Raw genomic sequence first — 22,850 nt, 5'->3', positions numbered from 1 at the left:
ATGTATGTAGTAGTAATACTACATATAATAAGAATGGAGACCCTTTCCCGTCAAATACAACTCTGGCGCGCTGCACGAGGGCTCAGCCAAAAAGAGTTGTCGGAACGCACCGGAATCGCCCGCTCCAACCTGATTGATCTGGAATTAGGCCGCCGTGATTGCACGGTCGGAACCCTGCTGAAGCTGGCAAAGGCCCTGGGGACGACTCCTGGACAACTTTTGGACGAACCGCCCCCCCGAAAGGCGCTTCGACTGAACCGTTTCGAACGGGACACGGTCGCCCGCGCCGTCATCACGGGCACGGCTCCGGCATCCGTCGGATTGCGGCGACTCGCCCATGACCTGCGGCCCCTGTTCCGACCTTCACTGGAAGCCGCGGGGCTTTGGATTTCTCGAAACAAGACTTCGTTTGTCCGAAAGCGGAAACTGAGGCTGGAGACCCTTTACTCCGATGACCTGATTCGGGACGTCTCGGAGCGGGTGAAGAAACTCCTCCCCTCTTTCGATGTCATCAGGGAGAACCCATGAACCGCAAAGACATCGATCGATTCTTCGCAGAGGTGGCGCGACTTCACCGGCAACCTCTGGATATTTATCTGACAGGAGGCATCGCGTCTTGGTTCTTGGGAGGCAATCGGCCCACGCGGGATATCGACTTCGCGGTCAGCGACGGTTCGGAAGAGCTGACACACAAGCTCGACCAAGTGAGCCGCGATCTCGGCATCCCTATCCAGTATTCCGACGACATCCAGCGCTGGGGGATGATCAACGTCCCTGACATCTACGCAGGGGCCATTCGGCACAAAAAGTTCGGGTCCGTAACCGTCTATCTCCTGGCCCCCGAAAAGTGGGCGATCGGCAAACTGAACCGTTATCTGGAATCCGACCTGGAGGACCTCGTTGCGGTTTTCCGGAAAAAGAAGCCGGATCTTCAAAAAACATTGGAGTACTGGAAATGCGCCCTTCGAGAGAGCCCGGCTTCGACGCAGCAGGGTTTATTTAAACAACAGGTTAATCACTTTTTGAAACACCACGGGAAGTCGATCTGGGGAAAAACCTGTCCCGAAAAACTCTTTTGATTCCGGCAGGAACGGCACGACGCCCAGGACCGGAACCGAAATGAGCTTTTTCAAGACCTCCGGATTCGTCTCTTCGGCCACGCCTCTCTCCTCAGTCGTCTGATTGAGGACGACTCCGACGCAGGGGATCTTCCGCCTTTCCAAGGCCTCCAACGACAAAAGCGTGTGGTTGATGGTCCCGAGCCCCAGCCGCGCGACCAGCAGGACCGGAAACTCACATTCCTTGATAAGATCGATATTGGTCTTGCCCGGCGCAAGCGGTACCAACAGCCCCCCCGCCCCCTCGACGAGGACGAAGTCGCGCTGGATCGCGACCGATTCGAAAGAATCCGTCATCCGACACCAGTCGATCACGATGCCCGCGCGCTCGGCGGCGACCGCGGGGGCAAGGGCTTCTTCGAAGCGGTAGGGATTGATCGAGTCGTCGGGGTCCTTGGAAGCGGAGGCTTCCCTTAAGAGACGGTAATCCGCGTGTCCGGAGCCAACGCCGGACTCGAAGGGTTTGAAGACGCCGACGTTCACGCCGCGCGCGCGGAGGGCGGCGGCGAGGCCGCAGGCGACGAAGGTTTTGCCGACGCCGGTGTCGGTGCCGGCGATGAAGAGGCCTTTCGGCGTCTGTCCCATGCGCTCCATGAAACAGGGCTTGACCCCGGCGGTCAACGGGGAAAGATCGGCGCATGAACACACTCACACTCGTCATCGGCAACAAGAACTACTCGAGCTGGTCGCTCAGACCATGGCTCCTCTTGAAACAAGCGGGGATCCCCTTCTCGGAGATCGTGATCCCCCTCTACCAGAAGGATTCCGACGCCAAGATCCTGGAACACTCGCCCGCGGGCAAAGTTCCGATCTTGAAGGACGGCGACCGGACCGTTTGGGATTCGCTCGCCATCGCCGAATACCTGAACGAAAGGTTTCCCGATCGGGGTCTCTGGCCCCGCGAGGAAGGCGCGCGCGCCATGGCGCGTTCGATCTCGGCGGAAATGCACTCGGGGTTTATGGACCTGCGCAACGAATGCCCGATGAACGTCCGCCGAAAGCCATCCCAAATCGTCTTAGGCGACGGGGCCCATGAGGACATCCGCCGCATCCAGGAAATCTGGACGGAATGCCGCTCGAAGTCCGGCAAGGACGGTCCCTTTCTTTTCGGGAAATTCTCCATCGCCGACGCCCTGTACGCCCCTGTCGTCTTCCGTTTCACGCGTTATGCGATTCCGATGAACGAGGCCTCACAGGCCTACGCCGACACCGTCCTCGCCCTACCCGCGATCAAGGAATGGATCGATCAGGCCGTCCTCGAGCCCTGGGTCTTGAAATCCGACGAGAAGTGATCTCGGATCGCGTCGTGAACCACGGCGGTCAGGAAGAGGATTTCGTCCTCCGTGATGGAAAGGGGCGGCAGGAGGACGATGACGTTGCCCAGGGGGCGGATCAGGACGTGTTTCTTGCGGGCGGCGAGACAGATTTTGTGACCGGTCCTCATAGGTAGGGGCGTATGGCCATACGCCCCTACTTCGATCCCGACCATCAACCCCTTCTGACGGATCTCCTTCACCTGCGGGATGTCTTTGAAACGGCGCAAGGCTCCGGCCATCGTTTCGATCTTGGGTTGAAGGGCCCCGATCACCCCCTCCTTCTCGAAGATCTCCAGATTCGCCAGCGCCGCCGCGCAGCCCAATGGATTGCCCGTGTAGGAATGGCCGTGGAAGAAATGCCGGTATTCGCCGTAGTCGCCCAGGAAGGCCTTGTAGATTTCCGAGGTCGCCAGGGTCGCCGCGAGCGGCAGATAGCCCCCGGTCAGGCCCTTGGCGAGACACAAGAAATCCGGAACGACGCCCTCCTGCTCGCAGGCGAACATGGTTCCGGTCCGCCCGAAGCCGGTGGCGACCTCGTCGGCGATGAAGAGGATTTCGTGCTTTTTGCACAGCGCCCGGAGTTTTTTCAAAAAGCCGTCCGGCTGGACGATCATTCCTCCAGCGCCCTGGACGAGCGGCTCGATGATCAAGCCGGCGACAGTCTCCGACGCCCTCTGGAAGAGATCCTCGACCCATTCAAGGCATTGGGGATCGCGGGGGCTCGGCGCCTGAAACGTCGGGAACAACAAAGGCCGGTAGACCTCATGGAAGTGCTCGATGTGCCCGACGCTGACCGCGCCCAGGGTGTCGCCGTGGTACGAGTCCCGGAAGGACACGAACTTCTGCTTCGACTTGCGTCCCTTGAGCTGCCAGTATTCGAAGGCGATCTTGAGGGCGACTTCGACCGCCGTGGAACCGTTGTCGGAATAGAACACGTGCGGCAACGAGGTCAGGTCCACCAGGCGCCTCGCCAACCTCACCGCCGGTTCGTTCGTCACGCCTAGGAGCGTCGAATGGGCGATCTTGCCCAACTGGGTCTTGACCGCCTCGTCAATCTCCTTCCTGCGGTGGCCGTGGACGTTGACCCACAGCGACGCCGTCCCGTCCAGGTAGCGTTCCCCGCCGGCGTCGACGAGGTAATTCCCCTCGCCGCTCTCGATGACGAGGATCTCCTCGCCGGCGTATTCCTTCATCTGGGTGAAGGGATGCCAGACGCAGGACGCGTCCCACTGTCTCAACTTGACCGTCCCATCCATGAGTAAGACCTCGATATTTTTGTTGAAAAATCTCAATTTACCCCTTATTTCGGTTGCGATCGATCATCAATCGGATTTATTGATTCAACCACTAAAGGGGGTCATCCTTATGAAGAACAGCCGTCTCGCAGTCGCCGTCGTCGCCATCTTGGCGTCGCTGGCCGCCTCTCGCATGGCGCAGGCCGCGGAACCGATGCCGCTCATGGCACCGGAAGCCTCGAGCCCTGGCGCTTGTCCGGCCGAAGTCCGTCAGGCCAAGAAGTGCGCGCGTTGGTACGAACTGAACGAAAAGTCCTCACCGGACGCCTGTAAGGCCTCCCGCCTCTCGGGTGAAAAGTGCCAACGCTGGTACTCCGTCGGAGCCCCGGCACCGAAGGCCGCGAGGGAAGAAGTCATCGTCCTGCGCGGCATCAACTTCGATACCGCCAAGGCCGACATCAAGCCCGAGTCGGTGCCCATCCTGGAAAAGAACGTCTCGGCCCTCCAGAGGCGGCCGAAGGCCCATATCACGGTCGAGGGCCACACCGACTCCCGCGGCTCGGACGCTTACAACCAGAAGCTCTCGGAGGCACGCGCGAACTCCGTCCTCAACTGGTTCGCGGCCCACGGCATCGAGCGCGAACGCATGAGCGCGGTCGGCAGGGGCGAGTCCTCGCCCGTGGCAGACAACACGACGCAGGACGGGATGTACCAGAACCGCCGCATCGAGTTGCATTTGCAGTAATCGGATTCGAACCCGTTGTTCGGAAAGGCCGGATGGTTTATAAGACCATCCGGCCTTCTTTTTTTCCGAACACTCGTGTCGCGTGAGCGATCCGGCTTAGCCGGGCGCGAACGCAGGGGGTTTGGGGGAGGCCCGGAGGGATCCCCCATGTTAAAAGAGTTCAAAGAATTTGCCATGAAAGGCAGCGTCATGGACATGGCCATCGGCGTCATCGTCGGCGGAGCCTTCGGCAAGATCGTCAGCTCTCTTGTCAGCGACGTGATCATGCCGCCGATCGGTCTCCTGCTGGGCAAGCTCGACTTCACCAACCTCTTCGTCAACCTCTCGGGCGGCGACTTCCCGACCATCGCCGCGGCCAAGGCGGCCGGGGCGCCGACGCTCAATTACGGCCTCTTCATCAACACGGTGCTGGATTTCGTGATCCTCGCCTTCGTGATCTTCCTGGTGGTGAAGCAGTTGAACCGGTTCAAAAAGGCCCCCGCGCCGGCCGACCCGACCACGAAGGAATGTCCGGAATGCCTGTCGGCGATCCCCATCAAGGCTAAAAAGTGCAAAGACTGCGGATCGCTCGTAAAATAGATTCGATCTGATCCGGCGTGTGCGAGGCGGACGCCGTGAGGCGCAGACGGGACGTGCCCTCGGGAACCGTCGGCGGGCGGATGCCTTGGACGTAAAAGCCCTCCGCCAGGAGGCGCCGCGAAACCTCCATCGTCTGGTCAGCGGGACCGATGGGGACGGATCGGATCGGCGATTTTCCACCCAAGCGCCGGACGTTGTCCCACAGCCTTTGACGCCGCCCGCGTTCCTTCCGGACGATCGACACCGCCTCCAACGACGCGCCCGCGGCCGCGGGAGGCAAGGCCGTGGTGAAGATGAAGGAGCGCGCCTTGTTGACGAGATAGTCGCGCAGGGACCTCGACCCCGACACGAAGGCCCCGTAGGATCCGAAGGCCTTGCCGAGCGTCCCCATGCAGATCAGGTTTTCCGGCGGATTCTTGGGGGCGAGTCCCTCGCCGTCCCCGCCGAAGACGCCCACGGCGTGCGCTTCGTCCAAATAGACGAGGGCGCCGTATTTTTGTGCGAGGTTCAGGAGGTCGTCGAGGGGGCAGACGTCGCCTTCCATCGAGAAGACGGCCTCGGTGACGATGATTTTCTTCTTGGACGTTTTTTGTAAGCGGGCCTCGAGTTCATTCAGGTCATGGTGCCGGTAAACGACCGTCTCCGCCTTTGAGAGCCGGCAACCGTCGATGAGCGAGGCATGGTTCCATTCATCGGAAAAAATCACGGTGCCCTCGCCGGCGAGGGCCGGAATCGTCCCGATATTGGCGTGATAACCGGAATTGAAAAGCAGAGCCGACTCCGCGCCTTTCAGATCCGCCAGCGCCGTCTCCAGTTCGTCGCAAAGGGCATTGTTGCCGGAAATGAGCCTCGCCGCCCCGCTGCCCGCGCCGTAGCGGTCGACCGCCGCCTTCGCGGCGGCCTTGAGTCTTGGGTCTGCGGCGAGACCCAGGTAGTCGTTGGAGCAAAAGTTGAGCACGGGTCCATCCGTCATCGGATGGGTCCGGGGAAGGGCCCGGAACAAGCCCTTCTCTTTCAGAGCGGCGATTTCGTCGTCAAAGAATCCCATGGAAAAAAAGGTCACAACATCCTAGGCGTCTTTCTCGAGGATTGTCCCAATATGTTGCGCCACGATTGGATCGTCGAGGAAGTGGATGCCATCTACGATCAACCTTTCCTGGAATTGATCTACCGGGCGCAGACCGTTCATCGCGCGCACTTTAGGCCCGGCGAGGTCCAGAAATCCACCCTCCTCTCCATCAAGACCGGGGCCTGCCCGGAAGACTGCGGCTATTGCCCCCAGTCGGCCCATCACAAGACCGGTCTCCAAAAGGAGGCCTTGCTGTCCCTGACGGAGGTCTTGAAGAATGCCCGGGCGGCCAAGGAGGGGGGTTCGACGCGATTCTGCATGGGCGCGGCGTGGCGGGAGGTCCGGGAGGGGCCCGAGTTTGATTCCGTCCTGGAGATGGTCCGAGGGGTCGCCGGACTGGGGATGGAGGTCTGCTGCACGCTGGGAATGCTCACGCAGGATCAGGCTCAACGACTCTCGCAAGCCGGCCTCACCGCCTACAACCACAACCTGGATACCTCCCCCGAATTTTACGGTAAGGTGATCACCACCAGGACCTATGACGACCGTCTGCGAACCCTGGAAAACGTCCGAGCGGCTGGCATTCAAGTCTGCTGCGGGGGCATCATCGGCTTGGGAGAATCGAGGAAAGACCGCATCCGCCTCCTCCAGATCCTCGCGACGCAAGACCCCCATCCCGAGAGCGTCCCCATCAACAAGCTTGTCCGCGTGGAGGGGACCCCCCTGGCGGAGGAGACGGAGATCGAGACCCTCGAATTTATACGGACGATTGCCACCGCCCGCATCCTCATGCCCCATTCCCTGGTCCGCCTGAGCGCCGGCCGGACCTCGCTCTCGGACGAGGCCCAGGCCCTGGCCTACCTGGCCGGGGCGAACTCGATCTTCGCCGGGGAGAAGCTCCTGACCACCCCCAATCCGGCCTGGGACGACGATCAGGCCCTTTTTGCCCGGCTGGGCCTTAAGGAAATGAGACCCCCCAGACTGGGGTGACAACTCCCAGATGTCCCCTCCCCGATAACCCTTTTGAACGCGGCTGATAAACGGAAGTCGAAAAATAATCAGTCATATCAGGCCTTTAAAATAGTATTTTTGTTGGTTTTAAAGACGTTGTTTGGCACTGATCTTGCTTAAGAAATCATTGGAGTTATGTCGAACCATATCGCAAAAACGAATGCCGCAACGAGTCAGTCGCCGTCCTGGCTAGGCCGGATCGGCCAGGCCTTCCGGGAGGCTTTCGGTAGCCATGATCTACCGGCCCCGAAGTCGCAGAGTGGCGACCATTTCATTCGTGGAACGACTCTTTCCGAGGGGCTGAAGCGCCGCCTGGCGGCGCAGAATGCCGGCCGGAGCGCCAACGGACGAGAAGTGAATGCCCATCCCCCCAGCCGGGACGCCCATTTGGTCGCCTATCTGAACCACATCGTCGATACCGGCGACCCCACGCCTCCGGACCACTCGCCCACGCGCATCGCCTAAGTCCCCCTTGCCTTTCTTAACAGGCCTTGCTAGCAATCCGCCCCTCTATGAAGGCAAAAATTCACCCCAAGAACCACGCCGTCAAGATCGTCTGCGCCTGCGGGCACGTCTTTGACACGATCTCGACGACGACCGACCTTTCCATCTCGATCTGCTCGCACTGCCACCCGTTCTACACCGGCAAGCAGAAACTGGTCGACACCGCCGGCCGCGTCGAGCGGTTCCAAAAGCGCTACGCCAAAAAATCGTAGGGGCGAACCTTGTGTTCGCCCTCTTTTCATCCAGCTTCCCGCTGGACAGCGCTCGCTACGGCCACCCTATCGGGTGCCATCAGACGTTGGACATTTAGTGCTTCAGGTCGTAGGGGAAGCTAGTGTTCTCGAAATTAGATGACCTGGAGCGCAAGTTCGAGGATCTGAGCCATCGGATCACGGACCCCTCCGTCATCTCCAACAACGCCCTCTATCAAAGGCTCACCCGCGAGCGGGCCGGTCTGATTTCCTTGGTGGAAACGTATGGCCGTTACAAGAAGATCCTCGAAGAAATCGACGGCAACAAGCATCTGATCAACGAATCGGACGACGAGATCCGCAAGATGGCCAAGGAGGAGCTTGTCCGTCTGGAACCCGAAAAAGACCGCCTCGAACAGGAATTGAAGATCCTGCTTTTGCCCAAGGACCCCAACGACGAAAAGAATATTTTTCTGGAAATCCGGGCCGGCACGGGCGGCGACGAGGCGGCGCTTTTCGCCTCCGACCTCTTCCGCATGTATCAGCGTTACGCCGAGACCAAGGGTTGGCGCGTCGAAATCATGGACTCAAGCCCTTCGGACTTGGGAGGCTTTAAGGAAATCATCGCCCAGATTTCCGGCCAGAACGTCTACAGCAATCTCAAATACGAGGCCGGCACCCACCGCGTGCAGCGCGTCCCCCAGACCGAGCAGCAGGGACGCATCCACACCTCGGCGGTCACCGTCGCGGTGATTCCCGAGGCCGAGGACGTCGACGTCCAGGTGAACGAGAGCGATATCCAGACCGACGTCTTCCGCGCCTCCGGACCCGGAGGCCAGGGCGTCAACACCACCGACTCCGCCGTGCGCCTCACGCACAAGCCCTCGGGATTGGTCGTCGTCTGCCGAGACGAGCGCAGCCAGATCAAGAACAAGGCCAAGGCGATGAAGATCCTGAAGTCCCGCCTTTATGAAGTCGAATTGGAGAAACGGGACGCCGCCGAACGCGCCACCCGCAAGGCGATGGTGGGCTCCGGCGACCGGAGCGAGAAGATCCGGACCTATAATTTTCCCCAGAACCGGATGACGGACCACCGTATCGGGCTCACGCTCCATCAGCTCGATGCCGTCATGGACGGCAAGATCGAGGACGTGATCTCGGCGCTTCGCACGCACTATCAAACGGAGGCGCTCAAGGCGTCGACGAATGGCTGAACCTTGGACATCCCTCAAATTGATCCAGTGGACGGCCGGTCATTTTGAAAAGAAGGGAATCCCCAATCCGCGTCTCGACGCGGAACTCCTGCTGGCTTACGTTCTGAAATGCCAGCGTGTCGACCTCTACACGGGATTTGAGAAGACCGTTTCCGAAAAGCACCTCGCCGAATTCAAGGCATTGATCGAACGGCGAGCGACGCGCGAACCGTTGCAATACATCACCGGCGAGACGGAATTTTGGGGACTGAAAATCAAGGTGACGCCGGAGGTGCTGATCCCGCGGCCCGAGACGGAATTACTGGTGGAGGAGGCGTTGAAAAACGCCCCCCCGGCCGGTGACGTCCTCGACATCGGCACCGGCTCCGGCTGCATCGCCATCGCCCTCGCCAAGAATCTTCCGGGCGCGAAAATCGTGGCGACGGATATCTCGAAAGAAGCCTTATCCGTCGCCAAGGAAAACGCCCAGGCCCACGGCGTCGCCGATCGAATCGAATTCGTCACCTCCGACATCGCGCCTTGGCTGTTTTTCGAGACTCGGGAACGGAAGTTCGACCTGATCGTTTCCAATCCGCCCTACATCGACTCTTCGGAACTCGACTTCCTCCAGCCCGAAGTCAGCCGGCACGAACCCCGGAGCGCGTTGGACGGAGGCCAGGGAGGATTGGAGACCATCAAGAAGATCCTTCAGGAGGCGCCGGACTTTCTCAAGATTAAGGGCCGGTTGCTGATGGAAGTCGGCGAGGGTCAGGCGGAACGGCTGAAAAAGGACTTCCCCTGTGAGATCCGGAGGGATTACAGCGGCGTCGAGCGTCTTATCATTTTGATAAATTATTAAAACAAAAGTCAAAAACTTATTTAAACATTGCGAATTGACCTGCTAGCATATCGGCATGCGCAGCACGTTAAGGCAGGGGCTGATCGCATCGGGTTGCGCCGTTGCTTTTATGATGTCGGGCTGCGGCGGCGGCTCATCCACGACGGCGGAGACGGCCGGCGGGTCCGTGCCCAACGACACGTCGATCCATCTCCTCGAATCCTCCTCCTCCCTTCTGGCCCAGGCCATCGCGGACGAGTTGGCCCGGACCGCAGATTCGACCTCGGCCGCGCTGGACGTCGCCTGTCCGGCGGGCCTTCCGAACACCGCTCTGTGCGATGAAGGGACCGTCGCCCTCGATTTTGAAACCTGCAGCCTGAACCGGTTCGGTGGCGACGATTTCTTCCTTTCAAAACTCACCGGCCAATTTTTGTCCTGCGCGAGCGGAGGTCTCGAAATCTCCGGCGAACTGTCGGCGGAGGCGGAGCTCGAACTGCCAGACGGTTGCGTCCTCGGGTCCGAGTCCTCCCCCTGCCATGCCGTACTCGCTTGGCTCGATCAACTCGCGGGACTCTTGGAGATTACGGACGTGTCCGGACGATCCTGGGAGATGAACGTCCTCTCCGGCTTCCTCATGGCGGACTGGTTGACCGATGGGACCGGTCCCATTCATGCGCGTCTCGCCGAAGGGGAGTTGGACCTGGAGGACGACGAAGGATCGCGTTTCCACTGCGAGATCCACGACGGCGTCGCCCAGTGTGACCCGGACACCGATCGGGACGGGATCATCGATGCCAAGGACGCCTGCCCCACGGTGCCGGCCGGTGTCCTGGACGAGGCGGGTGACGGCTGTCCCGATGTCGTGGACGACACGGATCCCCTTTGCAAAGAAAAGCCCACCTGTTTGGCCCAAGCGGACTGCGATCAATTCGTGGAGGCCTGTCCTCACGTCGCAGCGGTCATGAGCGACCGAGATCTCTATCCGCCTCTGGGGCTCGACATCCATTGCAATAGTCAGCTCAACCACTGCGAGCTTTTTACTCGAGTCGTCGCTCCTTTCGCGGGATGCCCTCCGGATCAGCCGCCGCCACCGTTCGATCCTCCGTCTTTCTTCTGTAGTGGAACATGTTCGACGGATGAAGACTGTCCCCAAGTTGTCGATTGTCCTGCCTGCTCTCCGAACATCTGTTTCCATGGATGTTGCGGAAGCTCCAACGATTCCGACAACGACGGCGTGCCGATGGTCGCCGACAACTGCATCGGAGTGCCCAACGAGGACCAGGCGGACTGCGACGGGGACGGGACCGGCGATCGCTGCGACACGTGTCCGGCGGATTTCGATCCAAACAACAGCGATTTCGATCGCGATACGGTCGGCGACGCCTGTGAAACGGGTTCCGAATGCGGAAACGGATTCTGCGAGATCGAGGAAAACCTCGTCACCTGCCCGCAGGATTGCGACCCCGAGCAGGGCATCCAGGCCTGCGACCCGTCGTTCTCGGACGTCTCGGATTGCCGCTCCCATTTCGTGGCCCTCGGACAATCGCCGGCCTATCCCTTCGACAACCCCCTGGCTCCTCAATTCTCGTTCGCACTCTACAACCGGGATGAGACCCTGAATTGCTGCTACAGCATCGGCTGCGGCGGTTCCGAAGACTGCGGGCCGGGCTCCTACTGCGATACGGCCGGCTTCTGCGCCTTGATTCCCTGCTCGGGGGACGCCGACTGCGGCGGAACCTCCTGCCTTCCCGATGGCTGGTGCGACTTAAGCTGCGGAAACGGGGTTTGCGACCCCGGCGAGACGGAAATCAACTGCGGCGGCGATTGCGTGGCCCACCCGCCACCGCCACCTCCACCGCCGGCCGTCTGCAGTGTACCGCCAGACCAATGCGCGATTGATGGAGACTGCGCCGTCGGTGAGTTTTGCAATGATACCTGTTCCTGTGAGGTCGGACCGCCGCCACCGCCACTGCCGACACCGCCGCCGCCTTAACCGAGGAGACCGATGACGGGAGATCTGCGAAAATCAGTTTTGAAACTGGCGAGTGCGGTCGTGATCCCGCTCGTCTTTGGGAGTTGTTTTTCCGCCTCCGGCCCGAGCACTGGCGTCGCCGGCGGCAATCCCGCCGCCCCTCCGGGGCCGCCCGCGGAAGTGCCCGCCTCCCTCCGGATCCCCAAGGACCTAGGCATCGATCTGGGCAAGGTTCAGGCGGCCGAGCCTTCGACTTCGGAGAGTGTCGCCCTCAAAATGCCCCTTAAGAACGCAATCCCGCCGGACGGCGAGTTCGCGGATGACGTGGACGGAACCAGCGATTTCGTCCAGCTCCAGATCGATGCCTTAAGCGGCCTCCTGGACCCCTACAATCAACTCATCATCCCCGTGGGCACGAACATCCACACCTTCCAAGGCGTGAGCGTCGTTCAAGGCGAGGGCCAGGCGGAGTTCGTCGAGATCAAGATCGACTTTTCCGATTTCGATTTCGACGGCGTGAGCGGCCCCGAGGGCTGTCCCGGTCATACCGCCGGGCTGCCCCTCTGCATGCGGATCTATGCGGACGGCAAGAGGCAGATCGCGGCCGTCTTCACCCAGTTCCCGACGGAGACGAACCCGGGCGCCGGGCGCTTGATGGGATTGAATATCACCAACGCGGTTTTCCTCTTCCCGAAGGACAGCTTCTTGGGGATCAACTACGACTTGCACGATGAGTCCGTCGGCAAATCGACGGAGTTTCTGGTCCGGGAAAATCCGGACGATCTCAGCGGAAAGGATCTCCGGTTCCATATGGCACTCGACCAGGTGGGCGAGGAGGCGAACTCCCTGAAAACGGTTAACTTTAATTTGGTAGGCGAAGAAGGCCGCTTCGCTCCTCAAGCCGTTGCGCGGTGGAAGGAAGACGGGGACTTATGGAGCGGGCGGTCTCACACCAATGCACCGGGGTCCGAGTTGTCCGAACTAGATAACCAATGTGTGAATCTCCTGACCGGGGACGGGGTCAACCGGAGCGAATGCGTGGATGCGGGGGTGGACGTCGGAGACGTCCCCTTCGCCGCGCTTCCCGACGAGACCACCCTCTTCCTGCCGAAGGATTTTCCCGAAACCCCGCCGTTCTAGGTGGCGCTGTCCCGCAGGAAGCGGGACTAGGCGCATGTTCCCTTGCGTTTCGGGGACCGATTTCTTAGAAATCGCGCGTGCATAAGATCGTCATCGAAGGCGGCCGTCCCCTCAAGGGCGAGGTCACAATCAGCGGGGCCAAAAACTCCGCCCTTCCCATCCTCTTTTCCACGATTCTGGGAGACCATCCCAGCCTCCTCCGGAACGTCCCGGAGCTGGAGGACATCCACACGACCCTCCGCATCCTGCAGTTCATGGGCGCCAAGGTCTCGAACGGTTATCCCAAATCCCTCAAGGTTCAGCCGGCGGGCGTCAAGCACTGCGAGGCGCCCTATGAGCTCGTCAAGACCATGCGCGCCTCGGTCCTCGCGATGGGACCTCTGCTTGGGAAATATCATCAGGCCAAGGTCTCGCTCCCCGGGGGGTGCGCCATCGGCGCACGTCCGATCAACCTGCACCTGAAGGCCTTTGAGCAAATGGGGGCGAAGATCGAGCTCGAAGGCGGGTACGTGAACGCCCACGTGCCGGGCAAGAAGCGCCTTCAAGGCGCCAAGATCCATTTCGACACGGTGACGGTCACCGGCACGGAGAACGTGATGATGGCGGCGGTCCTCGCCAAGGGACAGACGATCATCGAGAACGCCGCGCGCGAGCCGGAGATCCACGATCTCGCCCAGGTGCTGAACAAGATGGGCGCGAAGGTCTACGGGGCGGGGACGGAGACGATCCTGATCGACGGCGTCGATGCCCTGTCCGGAGCGGAGCATGCCGTCATCAGCGACCGGATCGAGACGGGGACGTTCATGGTCGGGGCGGCGATGACCGGGGGTTGCGTGACCATCCGCGGCGCGGATCCGATCATGGTCGAGGCCTTGTCATCCAAGCTCGAGGAATGCGGCGCGAAAGTGGCGGCGTCCCTGGACGGCGGCATTCGGGTGACGGGTCCGAAGACATTGAAATCGTCCGACGTGACGACCGCCCCCTACCCCGGTTTCGCCACCGACTTTCAGGCCCAGTACATGGCCATGATGACGGTGGCCCAGGGGACGAGCGTGGTCACGGAGACCATCTTCGAAAACCGCTTCATGCACGCACTCGAACTCAAGCGCATGGGCGCGGACATCCAGATCGAGGGAAACCGCGCCATCGTCAAGGGCGTGAAAAAACTCTCGGGCGCCCCGGTCATGGCCTCCGATCTCCGCGCCTCCGCGGCCCTGCTGCTGGCGGGACTCGTCGCGGACGGGCTGACGGAGATCCACCGCGTCTACCACATCGACCGCGGCTACGAGAACATCGAGAAAAAATTCCGGGCCCTGGGGGCGCGGGTGAAGCGCGCCAAGGTGAAATATTAAGGCGAAAGATTGACATGAAGACCCTTGCGACGACTGCCCCCTTCTTCGAAGAGAACTGGTCGGACTTCCTCAAGCGCTCGGCCGGGACCGACGCGTCCGTCGAGGCGACCGTGCGCGACGTGATCGCCGAGGTTCGGGCTCGCGGCGACGCGGCCCTCTTGGACACGACCGAAAAATTCGACGGGCACCGGCCCGCGGCGCTGGAGGTCTCGCGCGCCGAGATCGCCGCGGCGGTTACGTCCGTGGAACCCTCGGCCCTCCGCGCCCTCAAGACGGCGGCCGCGCGCATCGAGGCATTTCACCACCTGCAGAAGAAGAAGCTCGCGGCCTCCTGGACCTCCAAGAAAGGCGGCATCCTCTTGGGAGAACAGGTCCGCCCTCTCGACCGGGTCGGTATCTACGTGCCCGGAGGCCTCGCCGCCTATCCCTCCACCGTCCTCATGAACGCAATCCCCGCGCGGGTGGCGGGCGTCGAGGAGATTATCATGGTCTCGCCGTGGCGCGAGGGAAGGCCCAATGCCCACACGCTGGCCGCGGCGAGGCTCGCGGGCGTGACCCGGGTCTTCAAGATCGGAGGCGCTCAGGCCGTGGCGGCCTTGGCCTACGGGACCGCCTCCGTCCCGGCCGTCGACAAGATCGTGGGCCCCGGCAACGCCTACGTCGCCGCGGCGAAACGCCTCCTCTTCGGCAAGGTCGGGATCGACATGATCGCGGGCCCGACCGAGATCGCCGTGGTGGCCGACGAGGGCGCCTCGCCCGCAAGCGTCGCCGCGGACCTCTTGAGCCAGGCCGAGCACGACCCGATGGCGGTCGCCGTCCTCCTCACACATTCGGAAAAACTCATCCAGGCCGTGCAGGAGGCCTTGGAGCGACAGTTGGGAGGCCTGGAACGGCGGGCCATCCTCAAGAAGTCCATCGAGGGTTGCGGGCTCGTCGTCAAGACGCGAAACCTGAACGAGTCGCTCGCGCTCTCCAACCGTTTTGCCCCGGAGCATCTCTCCGTGCAGGTCCGGAACGCCCGCAAGGCGCTTCCCAAGATCCGACACGCCGGCGCGATCTTCCTGGGGCCCTACGCGCCGGTCGCCTTCGGCGACTATCTGGCCGGCCCCAACCACGTCCTGCCCACCTCCGGGACGGCGCGATTTTCCTCGCCCCTGGGCGTCTCCGACTTTCTCAAGCGCTCAAGCCTCATCGAGATCGCACAGAACGCCTTTGAGAAACTGGCCCCGACTGTGATAAGACTAGCGGAACTCGAGGGGCTGACCGCCCACGCGGCTTCGGTCAGAGTTCGGAAAGTGCCATGAAACGGACCGCCAAAATTCACAGAAAGACCAAGGAAACGGACATCGATCTCTCCATCAACCTGGACGGTTCAGGCCGTTGCGCCGTCAAGACGCCGATCGCGTTCTTGAACCACATGATCGAGCTCTTCGCCAAACACGGCGTCTTCGACGTAACCCTCAAGGCGAAGGGGGACGTGGACGTGGACGATCATCACCTGGTGGAGGACGTCGGCATCACCCTGGGCGAGTGCTTCCGCAAGGCTCTGGGCGACAAGAACGGCATCCGCCGCTACGGATTCTTCACGTTGCCAATGGACGAGACGCTCACGACCGTCGCCGTCGACTTCTGCGACCGTCCGGCGATCGTCTTCAAGAGCCCGGTCAAAACGGGCAAGATCAAGTCGTTCGACATGGAGCTGGTGGAGCACTTTTTCGAGTCCTTCACGAGCGCCGCGCGGGTGAACCTGCACGTCAACGTGCATTATGGCAGGATCAAGCACCATGTGGCGGAGTCGATCTTCAAGGCCTTCGCCAAGGCGGTGGATATGGCGACGCAGATCGACCCGCGGGTAAAAGGCGTTCCGTCCACGAAAGGAAAGTTGTGATCGCGATTGTCGATTACGGAATGGGGAATCTTCGAAGCGTCCAAAAGGCCTTCGAAAAGATCGGCGCCAAGGCCGTCGTCACGAGCGATGCGGGCGAGGTCCAGCAGGCGGAGAAGGTCGTCCTCCCCGGCGTCGGCGCCTTCGGAGCCTGCATGGAGAACCTTGAAAAATTAGGCCTCGTTCCGACGATCCGCCGCGTGATCGACGACAAGAAGCCCTTTTTGGGCATCTGCATGGGGTTGCAAGTCCTCTTCGACGAGGGCGAGGAGTTCGGCAAGCACAAGGGGCTTGGGATTATCCCCGGCAAGGTCATCCGCTTCAAGCTCGGCAAGCAATTCAAGATCCCGCACATGGGCTGGAACCGGATCCACAAAAAACGCCGCCACCCCGTTCTGGCGGAGATCGACGAGAACGCCTACTTCTACTTCGTCCACTCCTACCACGTGGTGCCGAAAGACCCGCAGGTGATTGCGACGACGACGGACTACGGCAAAGAGTTCGTCTCGTCGATCGCCCGGGACAACATCTTCGCCTGCCAGTTCCACCCGGAGAAAAGCCAGGGGCTGGGACTCAAGATGCTGAAAGCGTTCGCGAATTTGTGATCAGATCTTGGAAAGCGTGATTTCCTTCTGCGCCTGGTACTTCCCTTTCTTATCCAAATAGGACCGCGCGCAGACCTCGTCGGCCTCGAAGAAAAGGACCTGGGCGATCCCTTCTCCCGCGTAGACCTTGGCGGGGAGCGGGGTCGTGTTGGAGATGCCCATCGTGACGTAGCCTTCCCATTCGGGCTCGAAAGGTGTCACGTTGGTGATAATTCCGCACCGCGCATAAGTCGATTTTCCAAAACAAATGGTCATTACGTTTCGCGGGATGCGGAAATACTCCAAGCTCCGCGCGAGAACGAAAGAATTTGGCGGAATGACGCAGACCTCCCCCTTGAAATCGTAGAAGGCGTCGGGGTCGAGTTTTTTCGGGTCGATCATCCCGGCGGCCTTGTTGTTGAAGATCTTGAACTCGTCGGCGACGCGCATGTCGTAGCCGTAGGAGGACAGACCGAAGGAAATCTGCCCCTTGCTGACCTGCTCGCCCTCAAAAGGCTCAATCATCTTCGCTTCCAGCGCCATTTTACGAATCCACGAATCGGATTTGATTCCCATGAACTCTCCTCACAATAAATTGTCTTTCAAAGTTGCACGCTTCTTCTGTATGACTTCGGCGCACCTAAGGTGCGATTCAGTCTTCTTATTTCGCTAAGGGGTTCATCGTGATCATTGGGCTAACAGGACGCAACGGCGCGGGCAAGGGCGAAGTCGCCAAGTTTCTCCAGGAAGCGGGCTTCCAGTACCACTCGCTCTCCGACATCATCCGGGAGGAGATCCGCCGGAAGAAGCTTACGGTCACGCGTGAGCGCCTGATCGCGACGGGGACGCGTCTCCGCGAGGCGGAAGGTCTGGGGGTGCTGGCCGAGCGCACTCTCAAAAAGCTCTCGGCCGACCAGAACTACATCGTCGATTCCGTCCGGAACCCCGAGGAGGTGAAGGTCCTCCGCCGGCGCGACGACTTTTTCCTCCTGAACGTGACCGCCCCGCGCCCGGTCCGTTTCGACCGCGTGAAACGGCGTAAGCGCGAGAGCGATCCGAAAACGCTGCCCGAGTTCATCCGGCTCGAGGAGAAGGAATTCAAGGGCGAGAATCCGGCCGGCCAGCAGTTGCTGGCGACGGAAAAACTCGCGGACGCCGCGATCCCCAACGCCGCGACCCTCGAAGCGCTCCGGGAGCACGTGCGGACGGCGGTGCTGAGGCTCGCCAAGGCGCATCCTCGCCCGTCGTGGGATACCTACTTCATGGGTATCGCGCGGGTGGTGTCGTTGAGAAGCAACTGCGTGAAACGCCGCGTAGCCGCGCTGATCGTCAAGGACAAGCGCATCGTCTCCTCCGGTTACAACGGCACGCCGCGCGGAGTGGCCAACTGCAACGAGGGCGGCTGTCCGCGCTGCAACGGGTTCGGACGTTCGGGACACGGGCTGGATGAATGCTTCTGCTCCCACGCCGAGGAGAATGCCATCACGCAATCGGCCTATCACGGCGTCAGCATCAAGGACGCGGCCCTCTACACCACCTTTTCACCGTGCCTGATGTGCACTAAAATGATCATCAACGCGGGGATCCGGGAAGTCGTCTACGACGCGCACTATCCGCTCGTGGACGTGGCCCTCAAACTTCTCAAAGAAGCCGGCGTCAAGACGCGCCGGCTGGACGTGGGGTAATTGTATGCTTCAAGTTCTGTGCCTCCGCTGCGGACAGAAAGCCCCGGGGATTCCCGGTCCCGCCCCCTACCCCGGCGAAGTGGGCAGAATGATCGCCGGGCACGTTTGCCAAGGATGCTGGGAGTCGTGGAAGAAATTTTCGGTCAACGTCATCAACGACTACCGGCTCCGTCCCTTCCTGCCGCAAGACCGCGCCGTAGTCGAAAAGCACATGAAGCAGTACCTGAACCTCGAGCTGCAAGGACTCCAGCCCTCGGCCTCGCCCATCCTCACGTTGGAAGGCCAGGACAAGGCCGTCACATTCAACACCCAGGCCGCGACTCAAAAGGCGGGGACGATCACAAAAGACGCGGTGGTCAACATGCTCGAGCAGATTTTTGACCCGGAAATCCCGGTCAACATCTACGACCTCGGTCTCATCTACGGGATCGACGTGGCCGGCGACAAGGTCTCGGTCCGGATGACCCTCACCAGCCAGCACTGCCCCGCCGCCAAGAGCCTTCCCGCCACCGTCCGCGAGTCGGTCGCCCGCATTCCCGGTGTGCGCGAGGTGGATGTCGCCGTCGTGTGGGACCCTCCCTGGAGCAAGGACAAGATCAGCGAGGATGGGCGCAAGATCTTAGGAATGTGACGATTCCGGCGATTTCTTTTTTGATTTTCGGAGCAGGATCAGGCCGCCCAAGAGCAGAATGAGGACTCCGCCGGCCCCTGCCCCGCCCCACGTCAACATTTTGGGGTCTTTCCACCAGGCCGTCTTCTTGGATTTCTTGTCCTTTTCCTTCTTTCTCTTCTCGCGCTCCCCGTCCCCGAGTTCCTTCTTTTCGTCCGCGGAAGAGGCCTCGGTCGGAGTCGAGGGAATGAGGGTTTCCGGCGTCAACGGACGGGTCTCGGCCGCGGGCCTCGTCTCCGGGGGCGGTGCGACGAAGCGGATCGAGTAACCGGTCGGCTCCCCGCTCAGCTCGCGGTTGATCTTAAGGTAGGTCAGCGACGTGTTCGCCTTGGCGTCGAGCTTCAGCGCGTTGCCGGGAGCGGCGGACCTCTCCCGGTCCATCTCCACGCGAAGTTCGTCGTAGAGGGCCGCCGCGATCGAGCTTCGGGGATTGTCCGGCGTCACCACCACCGAAACGCCCTGCCCGGGCCTTGTCGCAATCTTGAAAAAATCAGCCTCGTCGTTGCGCGTCAGGTGGTTCTTTTCGTATGTCTTGCCCGGCGCCGCGTCTTCGAGCGCAAGGGCCGTTTCGATCGTCGCCCCGGCTTCCGCCTTGCCGTCGGCGTCGAACTTGTCTTCGATGTCCACTCGGAAACCCATGTAGTCCTTGTGGATCGCACCCGTTCCGCTGCCCAAGAGCAGGTAGATCCGCTGCGGCGTCGAGGCATCCACCTCGATGGTTTTTTGGAGATTCTTCTCGGCCCCGTTGAAATCCAGGAGCCCCAATTGATTGCCGGCGGCGTCGTAGACGACCAGGCCCGCGTACGGGTACCCCGTTTCCATCTCCGAGTTGTCGGGACGGATCTCGACGCCCTTTTCGCCCACACTCAAGCTCGCCTTGAGCGTCTGCCCGGCCTTGAGGTCCAGCTCGAAGTAGTCGTACTGGCCCCGCTTCTGGTGGTGGTTGAGCTTCAGGTCCTTCCCCACCGGCGGCAGCACCGCCGTCTGGTAGGATTCGCCGCCGCGCGTGTTGTAATAGACCGGCTGGGTCTCCTGGGCCGAGGCGCGGCCCGGGACTAACGAGAGGACAGCCCATCCGAGGACGAGGGAGAGTTTGTTTTTTTTCATGGATCAGGGTGCCTGTTTTTTCTTTCGAAAGAGCATGAAACCGCCGATGAGGCCGGAGAGAAGACCGACGCCAAAGGAGATGCCCAATCCCTTCAGCCCCCGGACGCTCAACCATTTGAAGCCCACCGACTTTTCCACCGCCTTTTCAACGATCTTCTCGGCGGTTTTTTCCGCCGGCGGCGGAGGTGCCGCGACCGGCGGAGGCTGGGTCGGCGATTCCGGCGGGGTCGGAGCGACCCCCGGCGCGGCGGACGGGACTCCGCCTGCGGAGGCCCCCTCAAAGTTGAGGGTGTATTTCGTGGGCGCGTCGTCGTTGTAAGGCCTTTGAACGCGAAGGAAGGTGGTCGGCCCGCTCGCGATAGCGCTCACCCGGAAACCCGCGCCGTCGTTAGGAGATCGGTTTTCGGCCAACTGGACGCGAAGATCATCGAAGACCATCGCCTTGAGCGTCGCCTTTTGGTTTTCCGGCATCACCATGAAGGTGATGGGTTCGCCTTTCACGGTATTGATCTTGTACACGTCGCCTGCGTCGCTCGACATGACCGCCCCGGTCAACGGCTTGCCCTTTTCGATCGCAAGTGCCGTTTCAAACGTATCGCCCGCGTCCTGCTGGGTGCCGGCGTCGAAGAAGTCCTTCACCTCGACCTTGAACGGGCACTCCTTGTTCATGTTGTCGTAGGTACTGCCGATGAGCAGGTAGTAGCGGCCCGTCTGATTGGCGTCGACCTGAATGGTTTCGGTGTGGTTCGGAGCTCCGATAATCTCCTTGGCGATCAGCTTGTTCCGCGTGCCGTCATGGATTTGAAAGCCCGCATAGGGGTTCGTGTTGTCCTGAGCCAGCTCTCCCTGGATGCTGACGCCCTTGCCCAAGGTGCCGAGCGTCGCCGAGAGCTGCTGGCCGGCCTTCAAGTCGACGTAAAAATAGTCGAACTGGTTCTGTCTCTGATGATGGTTGAGCTTGTACTCCGTTCCCGGAGTGAGCGGAACGGCGGTTTCGTAGGAGTCCCCCCCTTTGATCTCGGTGCCGTAAGTCGCCGTGGTCTTTTGGACCAGCAAGGCTTCCTGCGTGATTTTCTGAAGCGAGCTGCCCAGGGACGCCCCGTCCCGGGCGTCGTAGTATTGTCCGCCGCCCGCGGCCGCGATGGCCTGGAGTTGGGCCTGGGTCTTGGGATCGACGTTGAAACCCACGGCATGCAACTTGAGCTTGAAGCCCTTGGCGATCAAATCCTTCACCGCCTGGACCGGATCGCCGCCGCAGGTTTCCTCCCCGTCGCTCACCAAAATGACGACCTTCTCCGCCTCCCGGTCGATGCCGAAATCGTTCGCGACCTGCTGGAGAGAATAGGCAATGGGTGTGTAGCCCTTGGGCTGGATCGAATCGACCCTGGCCGAAAAGGCCGCGGCGTTGAGGGGCCCGAACGGGATCATGAGCTCGGTGTCCACGCAGCTCCCGGCCTTGTCCGATTGTTCCACGCGATGGGCGTAAACGCGGAGGGCGACGTGCGTGTCGGCCGGGATCGTTCCGATCGTCGACTTGACGGTCTGCTTGGCGATGTCGATCTGGGTGGAACCGCCCATGGCGGCGCGCATGCTGCCGGAGGCGTCCAAGACGAATTCGATGTCGGTCTTGGCCTCCGCTCCCCGGAAAGAAACGGCAACGGACAGCGTGGCCAAGGCGAGAAAAATGGTTTTGCGCATGAATCCCCCGATTCGTGAATGGAAACAACATATTGGAAATTGTGCGCCTTGTCAAAGTCGAGTCGCGCGTCTCGGCCGCCTCGGCCTGACAATCTCAAAATGATAATTTTTATCACTTTGATAAGGCCTTTGCGGCCTCCTAGAAAACCTTCATTCTAAAGCGCTCGGATTCCTTGAAAAATTTCGACGACGCTTCAGGCCAAGTTTGGCACTCGGCTTGCTTCCTACGTCTGATATGACCCTCAAAAAAATCCGGCTGACGGCCTGCCTTCTGGGCGCCGTTCTCGGCGCGGTCTGTTCATCGTCCGCCTATTCGTTTACCGTGCTTCAAGCGTGCGACCTTTGCACCTCGCCGTCACTGCCGGCCGCCATCCAAGAATGTTGCAAGTGCGTGAAGGTTTGCGATCCCGAGGGGACGCCCAATCCGGCATTCCAGAGTTGCGTTGTAAACCACGAGATATGTCCCGCCCTGGTGATCGAACGGTCCGCCGTTTTCATGGCCATGCCCTATTGCGGAAATGGAAAGGTCGAGGCAGGCGAGTCCTGCGACGACGGCAAACAGTGCGAGGACGGCCAGAAGGCTTGCACCTCCGCCACGGACTGCACGGGCATCGGCTCGGGGACCTGCGCCACACGGGACGGCGACAGCTGCCCGTCGACCTGCCGGATCGAATATAAGGCCGCCACCGAGTACCAGGCGGTCTACACGGCGCCCGAGGCCCGACCGACCCTCCAAGCCGCCACCGAGTACCAGGCGGTCTATACGGCGCCCGAGGCCCGACCGACCCTCCAGGCCGTCACCGGGTACCGGGCGGTGTACAAGCTCCCTTCCCAATGCGGCAACGGCAGCGTGGACACGGCGGCGGGGGAGCAATGCGATCCGAAGGCGCCGAACGATCCGAACGCGCCCTACTGCACGTCGGAGTGCAAGATCGACGAGTGCCTGAAGACCTCGGTC

General features: G+C 61.1%; 25 protein-coding genes. 19 read left to right on the top strand and 6 right to left on the bottom strand.

Going from position 1 to position 22,850, the window contains the following annotated elements; translation table 11 throughout:
* Both VLJ37_06235 and VLJ37_06230 read left to right on the top strand, forming a co-directional pair.
* On the top strand, positions 1 to 528 hold the full coding sequence (locus tag VLJ37_06235; protein HSA59267.1) for a helix-turn-helix transcriptional regulator: 528 nt from the start codon (positions 1 to 3) through the stop codon (positions 526 to 528).
* Entirely contained in the window at positions 525 to 1,079 is a 555-nt protein-coding gene (locus VLJ37_06230; GenBank protein ID HSA59266.1) for a hypothetical protein, read from the top strand. Before VLJ37_06235 ends, VLJ37_06230 begins: the two co-directional genes overlap by 4 nt.
* On the opposite strand, the gene bioD is transcribed toward VLJ37_06230, so the two are convergent.
* A complete protein-coding gene (gene bioD, locus VLJ37_06225; GenBank protein HSA59265.1) occupies positions 996 to 1,739 on the bottom strand; it encodes a dethiobiotin synthase in 744 nt (247 codons plus the stop codon). The two genes, VLJ37_06230 and bioD, sit on opposite strands and share 84 nt — an antisense overlap.
* A gap of 17 nt (positions 1,740 to 1,756) precedes the next feature.
* On the opposite strand from bioD, the gene VLJ37_06220 reads away from it, so the two are divergent.
* Positions 1,757 to 2,410, top strand: a complete 654-nt coding sequence (locus VLJ37_06220; GenBank protein ID HSA59264.1) for a glutathione S-transferase family protein — start codon at positions 1,757 to 1,759, stop codon at positions 2,408 to 2,410.
* Here VLJ37_06220 and bioA read toward each other — a convergent pair.
* The gene (gene bioA / locus VLJ37_06215; protein HSA59263.1) at positions 2,365 to 3,690 is read right to left on the bottom strand and encodes an adenosylmethionine--8-amino-7-oxononanoate transaminase; all 1,326 of its coding nucleotides are present in this window, start codon (positions 3,688 to 3,690) and stop codon (positions 2,365 to 2,367) included. The genes VLJ37_06220 and bioA overlap by 46 nt on opposite strands.
* Positions 3,691 to 3,799: 109 nt before the next feature.
* Here bioA and VLJ37_06210 point away from each other — a divergent pair, with 109 nt between their 5' ends.
* Together VLJ37_06210 and mscL are read left to right on the top strand one after the other, a co-directional pair.
* Entirely contained in the window at positions 3,800 to 4,414 is a 615-nt protein-coding gene (locus tag VLJ37_06210; protein HSA59262.1) for an OmpA family protein, read from the top strand.
* A 147-nt stretch (positions 4,415 to 4,561) separates the two neighbouring features.
* Positions 4,562 to 4,993, top strand: coding sequence for a large conductance mechanosensitive channel protein MscL (mscL, locus tag VLJ37_06205; GenBank protein HSA59261.1), 432 nt, complete (start codon positions 4,562 to 4,564; stop codon positions 4,991 to 4,993).
* Here the strand turns inward: mscL and VLJ37_06200 are convergent.
* Positions 4,956 to 6,056, bottom strand: coding sequence for an 8-amino-7-oxononanoate synthase (locus VLJ37_06200; protein ID HSA59260.1), 1,101 nt, complete (start codon positions 6,054 to 6,056; stop codon positions 4,956 to 4,958). The genes mscL and VLJ37_06200 overlap by 38 nt on opposite strands.
* A gap of 36 nt (positions 6,057 to 6,092) precedes the next feature.
* Here VLJ37_06200 and bioB point away from each other — a divergent pair, with 36 nt between their 5' ends.
* The 11 genes from bioB to hisH all read left to right on the top strand — a co-directional run bounded on the left by bioB (position 6,093) and on the right by hisH (position 16,753).
* A complete protein-coding gene (gene bioB / locus VLJ37_06195) occupies positions 6,093 to 7,052 on the top strand; it encodes a biotin synthase BioB (protein HSA59259.1) in 960 nt (319 codons plus the stop codon).
* Between the two features lie 156 nt (positions 7,053 to 7,208).
* Complete coding sequence (locus tag VLJ37_06190; protein HSA59258.1) at positions 7,209 to 7,538, top strand: hypothetical protein; 330 nt, start codon at positions 7,209 to 7,211, stop codon at positions 7,536 to 7,538.
* Between the two features lie 47 nt (positions 7,539 to 7,585).
* A complete protein-coding gene (gene rpmE, locus VLJ37_06185; GenBank protein HSA59257.1) occupies positions 7,586 to 7,789 on the top strand; it encodes a 50S ribosomal protein L31 in 204 nt (67 codons plus the stop codon).
* Positions 7,790 to 7,911: 122 nt separating this feature from the next.
* Complete coding sequence (gene prfA / locus VLJ37_06180; GenBank protein HSA59256.1) at positions 7,912 to 8,982, top strand: peptide chain release factor 1; 1,071 nt, start codon at positions 7,912 to 7,914, stop codon at positions 8,980 to 8,982.
* The gene (gene prmC / locus VLJ37_06175) at positions 8,975 to 9,820 is read left to right on the top strand and encodes a peptide chain release factor N(5)-glutamine methyltransferase (GenBank protein HSA59255.1); all 846 of its coding nucleotides are present in this window, start codon (positions 8,975 to 8,977) and stop codon (positions 9,818 to 9,820) included. Before prfA ends, prmC begins: the two co-directional genes overlap by 8 nt.
* A gap of 55 nt (positions 9,821 to 9,875) precedes the next feature.
* Positions 9,876 to 11,792: a thrombospondin type 3 repeat-containing protein gene (locus VLJ37_06170; GenBank protein ID HSA59254.1), complete on the top strand. Its 1,917-nt coding sequence runs from the start codon at positions 9,876 to 9,878 to the stop codon at positions 11,790 to 11,792.
* A 12-nt stretch (positions 11,793 to 11,804) separates the two neighbouring features.
* Entirely contained in the window at positions 11,805 to 12,911 is a 1,107-nt protein-coding gene (locus tag VLJ37_06165) for a hypothetical protein (protein HSA59253.1), read from the top strand.
* 77 nt (positions 12,912 to 12,988) lie between these two features.
* Positions 12,989 to 14,263: a UDP-N-acetylglucosamine 1-carboxyvinyltransferase gene (murA, locus tag VLJ37_06160; protein HSA59252.1), complete on the top strand. Its 1,275-nt coding sequence runs from the start codon at positions 12,989 to 12,991 to the stop codon at positions 14,261 to 14,263.
* 14 nt (positions 14,264 to 14,277) lie between these two features.
* Positions 14,278 to 15,567 (top strand): histidinol dehydrogenase, encoded by a 1,290-nt coding sequence (hisD, locus tag VLJ37_06155; GenBank protein HSA59251.1) that lies wholly within the window; start codon positions 14,278 to 14,280, stop codon positions 15,565 to 15,567.
* Positions 15,564 to 16,151: an imidazoleglycerol-phosphate dehydratase HisB gene (hisB, locus tag VLJ37_06150; protein ID HSA59250.1), complete on the top strand. Its 588-nt coding sequence runs from the start codon at positions 15,564 to 15,566 to the stop codon at positions 16,149 to 16,151. Before hisD ends, hisB begins: the two co-directional genes overlap by 4 nt.
* Positions 16,148 to 16,753: an imidazole glycerol phosphate synthase subunit HisH gene (hisH, locus tag VLJ37_06145; GenBank protein ID HSA59249.1), complete on the top strand. Its 606-nt coding sequence runs from the start codon at positions 16,148 to 16,150 to the stop codon at positions 16,751 to 16,753. Before hisB ends, hisH begins: the two co-directional genes overlap by 4 nt.
* On the opposite strand, the gene dcd is transcribed toward hisH, so the two are convergent.
* Positions 16,754 to 17,308: a dCTP deaminase gene (gene dcd, locus VLJ37_06140; GenBank protein ID HSA59248.1), complete on the bottom strand. Its 555-nt coding sequence runs from the start codon at positions 17,306 to 17,308 to the stop codon at positions 16,754 to 16,756.
* Positions 17,309 to 17,415: 107 nt separating this feature from the next.
* On the opposite strand from dcd, the gene VLJ37_06135 reads away from it, so the two are divergent.
* Both VLJ37_06135 and VLJ37_06130 read left to right on the top strand, forming a co-directional pair.
* The gene (locus VLJ37_06135) at positions 17,416 to 18,417 is read left to right on the top strand and encodes a deaminase (GenBank protein ID HSA59247.1); all 1,002 of its coding nucleotides are present in this window, start codon (positions 17,416 to 17,418) and stop codon (positions 18,415 to 18,417) included.
* Positions 18,418 to 18,421: 4 nt separating this feature from the next.
* Entirely contained in the window at positions 18,422 to 19,048 is a 627-nt protein-coding gene (locus VLJ37_06130; GenBank protein ID HSA59246.1) for a Fe(2+)-trafficking protein, read from the top strand.
* Here VLJ37_06130 and VLJ37_06125 read toward each other — a convergent pair.
* Both VLJ37_06125 and VLJ37_06120 read right to left on the bottom strand, forming a co-directional pair.
* Positions 19,037 to 20,194, bottom strand: coding sequence for a hypothetical protein (locus VLJ37_06125; GenBank protein HSA59245.1), 1,158 nt, complete (start codon positions 20,192 to 20,194; stop codon positions 19,037 to 19,039). The genes VLJ37_06130 and VLJ37_06125 overlap by 12 nt on opposite strands.
* A gap of 3 nt (positions 20,195 to 20,197) precedes the next feature.
* A complete protein-coding gene (locus VLJ37_06120) occupies positions 20,198 to 21,892 on the bottom strand; it encodes a VWA domain-containing protein (protein ID HSA59244.1) in 1,695 nt (564 codons plus the stop codon).
* 235 nt (positions 21,893 to 22,127) lie between these two features.
* Between VLJ37_06120 and VLJ37_06115 the strand changes: the two genes are divergently transcribed.
* The coding region (locus VLJ37_06115; GenBank protein ID HSA59243.1) for a hypothetical protein at positions 22,128 to 22,850 on the top strand (723 nt) is incomplete at its 3' end.

The sequence above is a fragment of the bacterium genome (assembly GCA_035454885.1).
GTDB lineage: Bacteria > UBA10199 > UBA10199 > JACPAL01.
The sequence above is the reverse complement of the archived record's forward strand: the minus strand, read 5'-3'. Positions and strand labels throughout refer to the sequence as shown.

Bases quoted from the DNA above. Each gene is read 5' to 3' on its own strand.
- VLJ37_06235 (HSA59267.1), top strand. From the start codon at position 1: ATGTATGTAGTAGTAATACTACATATAATAAGAATGGAGACCCTTTCC.
- VLJ37_06230 (HSA59266.1), top strand. From the start codon at position 525: ATGAACCGCAAAGACATCGATCGATTCTTCGCAGAGGTGGCGCGACTT.
- VLJ37_06220 (HSA59264.1), top strand. From the start codon at position 1,757: ATGAACACACTCACACTCGTCATCGGCAACAAGAACTACTCGAGCTGG.
- bioA (HSA59263.1), bottom strand. From the start codon at position 3,690: ATGGATGGGACGGTCAAGTTGAGACAGTGGGACGCGTCCTGCGTCTGG.
- VLJ37_06210 (HSA59262.1), top strand. From the start codon at position 3,800: ATGAAGAACAGCCGTCTCGCAGTCGCCGTCGTCGCCATCTTGGCGTCG.
- mscL (HSA59261.1), top strand. From the start codon at position 4,562: ATGTTAAAAGAGTTCAAAGAATTTGCCATGAAAGGCAGCGTCATGGAC.
- bioB (HSA59259.1), top strand. From the start codon at position 6,093: ATGTTGCGCCACGATTGGATCGTCGAGGAAGTGGATGCCATCTACGAT.
- VLJ37_06190 (HSA59258.1), top strand. From the start codon at position 7,209: ATGTCGAACCATATCGCAAAAACGAATGCCGCAACGAGTCAGTCGCCG.
- rpmE (HSA59257.1), top strand. From the start codon at position 7,586: ATGAAGGCAAAAATTCACCCCAAGAACCACGCCGTCAAGATCGTCTGC.
- prmC (HSA59255.1), top strand. From the start codon at position 8,975: ATGGCTGAACCTTGGACATCCCTCAAATTGATCCAGTGGACGGCCGGT.
- VLJ37_06170 (HSA59254.1), top strand. From the start codon at position 9,876: ATGCGCAGCACGTTAAGGCAGGGGCTGATCGCATCGGGTTGCGCCGTT.
- VLJ37_06165 (HSA59253.1), top strand. From the start codon at position 11,805: ATGACGGGAGATCTGCGAAAATCAGTTTTGAAACTGGCGAGTGCGGTC.
- hisD (HSA59251.1), top strand. From the start codon at position 14,278: ATGAAGACCCTTGCGACGACTGCCCCCTTCTTCGAAGAGAACTGGTCG.
- hisB (HSA59250.1), top strand. From the start codon at position 15,564: ATGAAACGGACCGCCAAAATTCACAGAAAGACCAAGGAAACGGACATC.
- dcd (HSA59248.1), bottom strand. From the start codon at position 17,308: ATGGGAATCAAATCCGATTCGTGGATTCGTAAAATGGCGCTGGAAGCG.
- VLJ37_06130 (HSA59246.1), top strand. From the start codon at position 18,422: ATGCTTCAAGTTCTGTGCCTCCGCTGCGGACAGAAAGCCCCGGGGATT.
- VLJ37_06125 (HSA59245.1), bottom strand. From the start codon at position 20,194: ATGAAAAAAAACAAACTCTCCCTCGTCCTCGGATGGGCTGTCCTCTCG.
- VLJ37_06120 (HSA59244.1), bottom strand. From the start codon at position 21,892: ATGCGCAAAACCATTTTTCTCGCCTTGGCCACGCTGTCCGTTGCCGTT.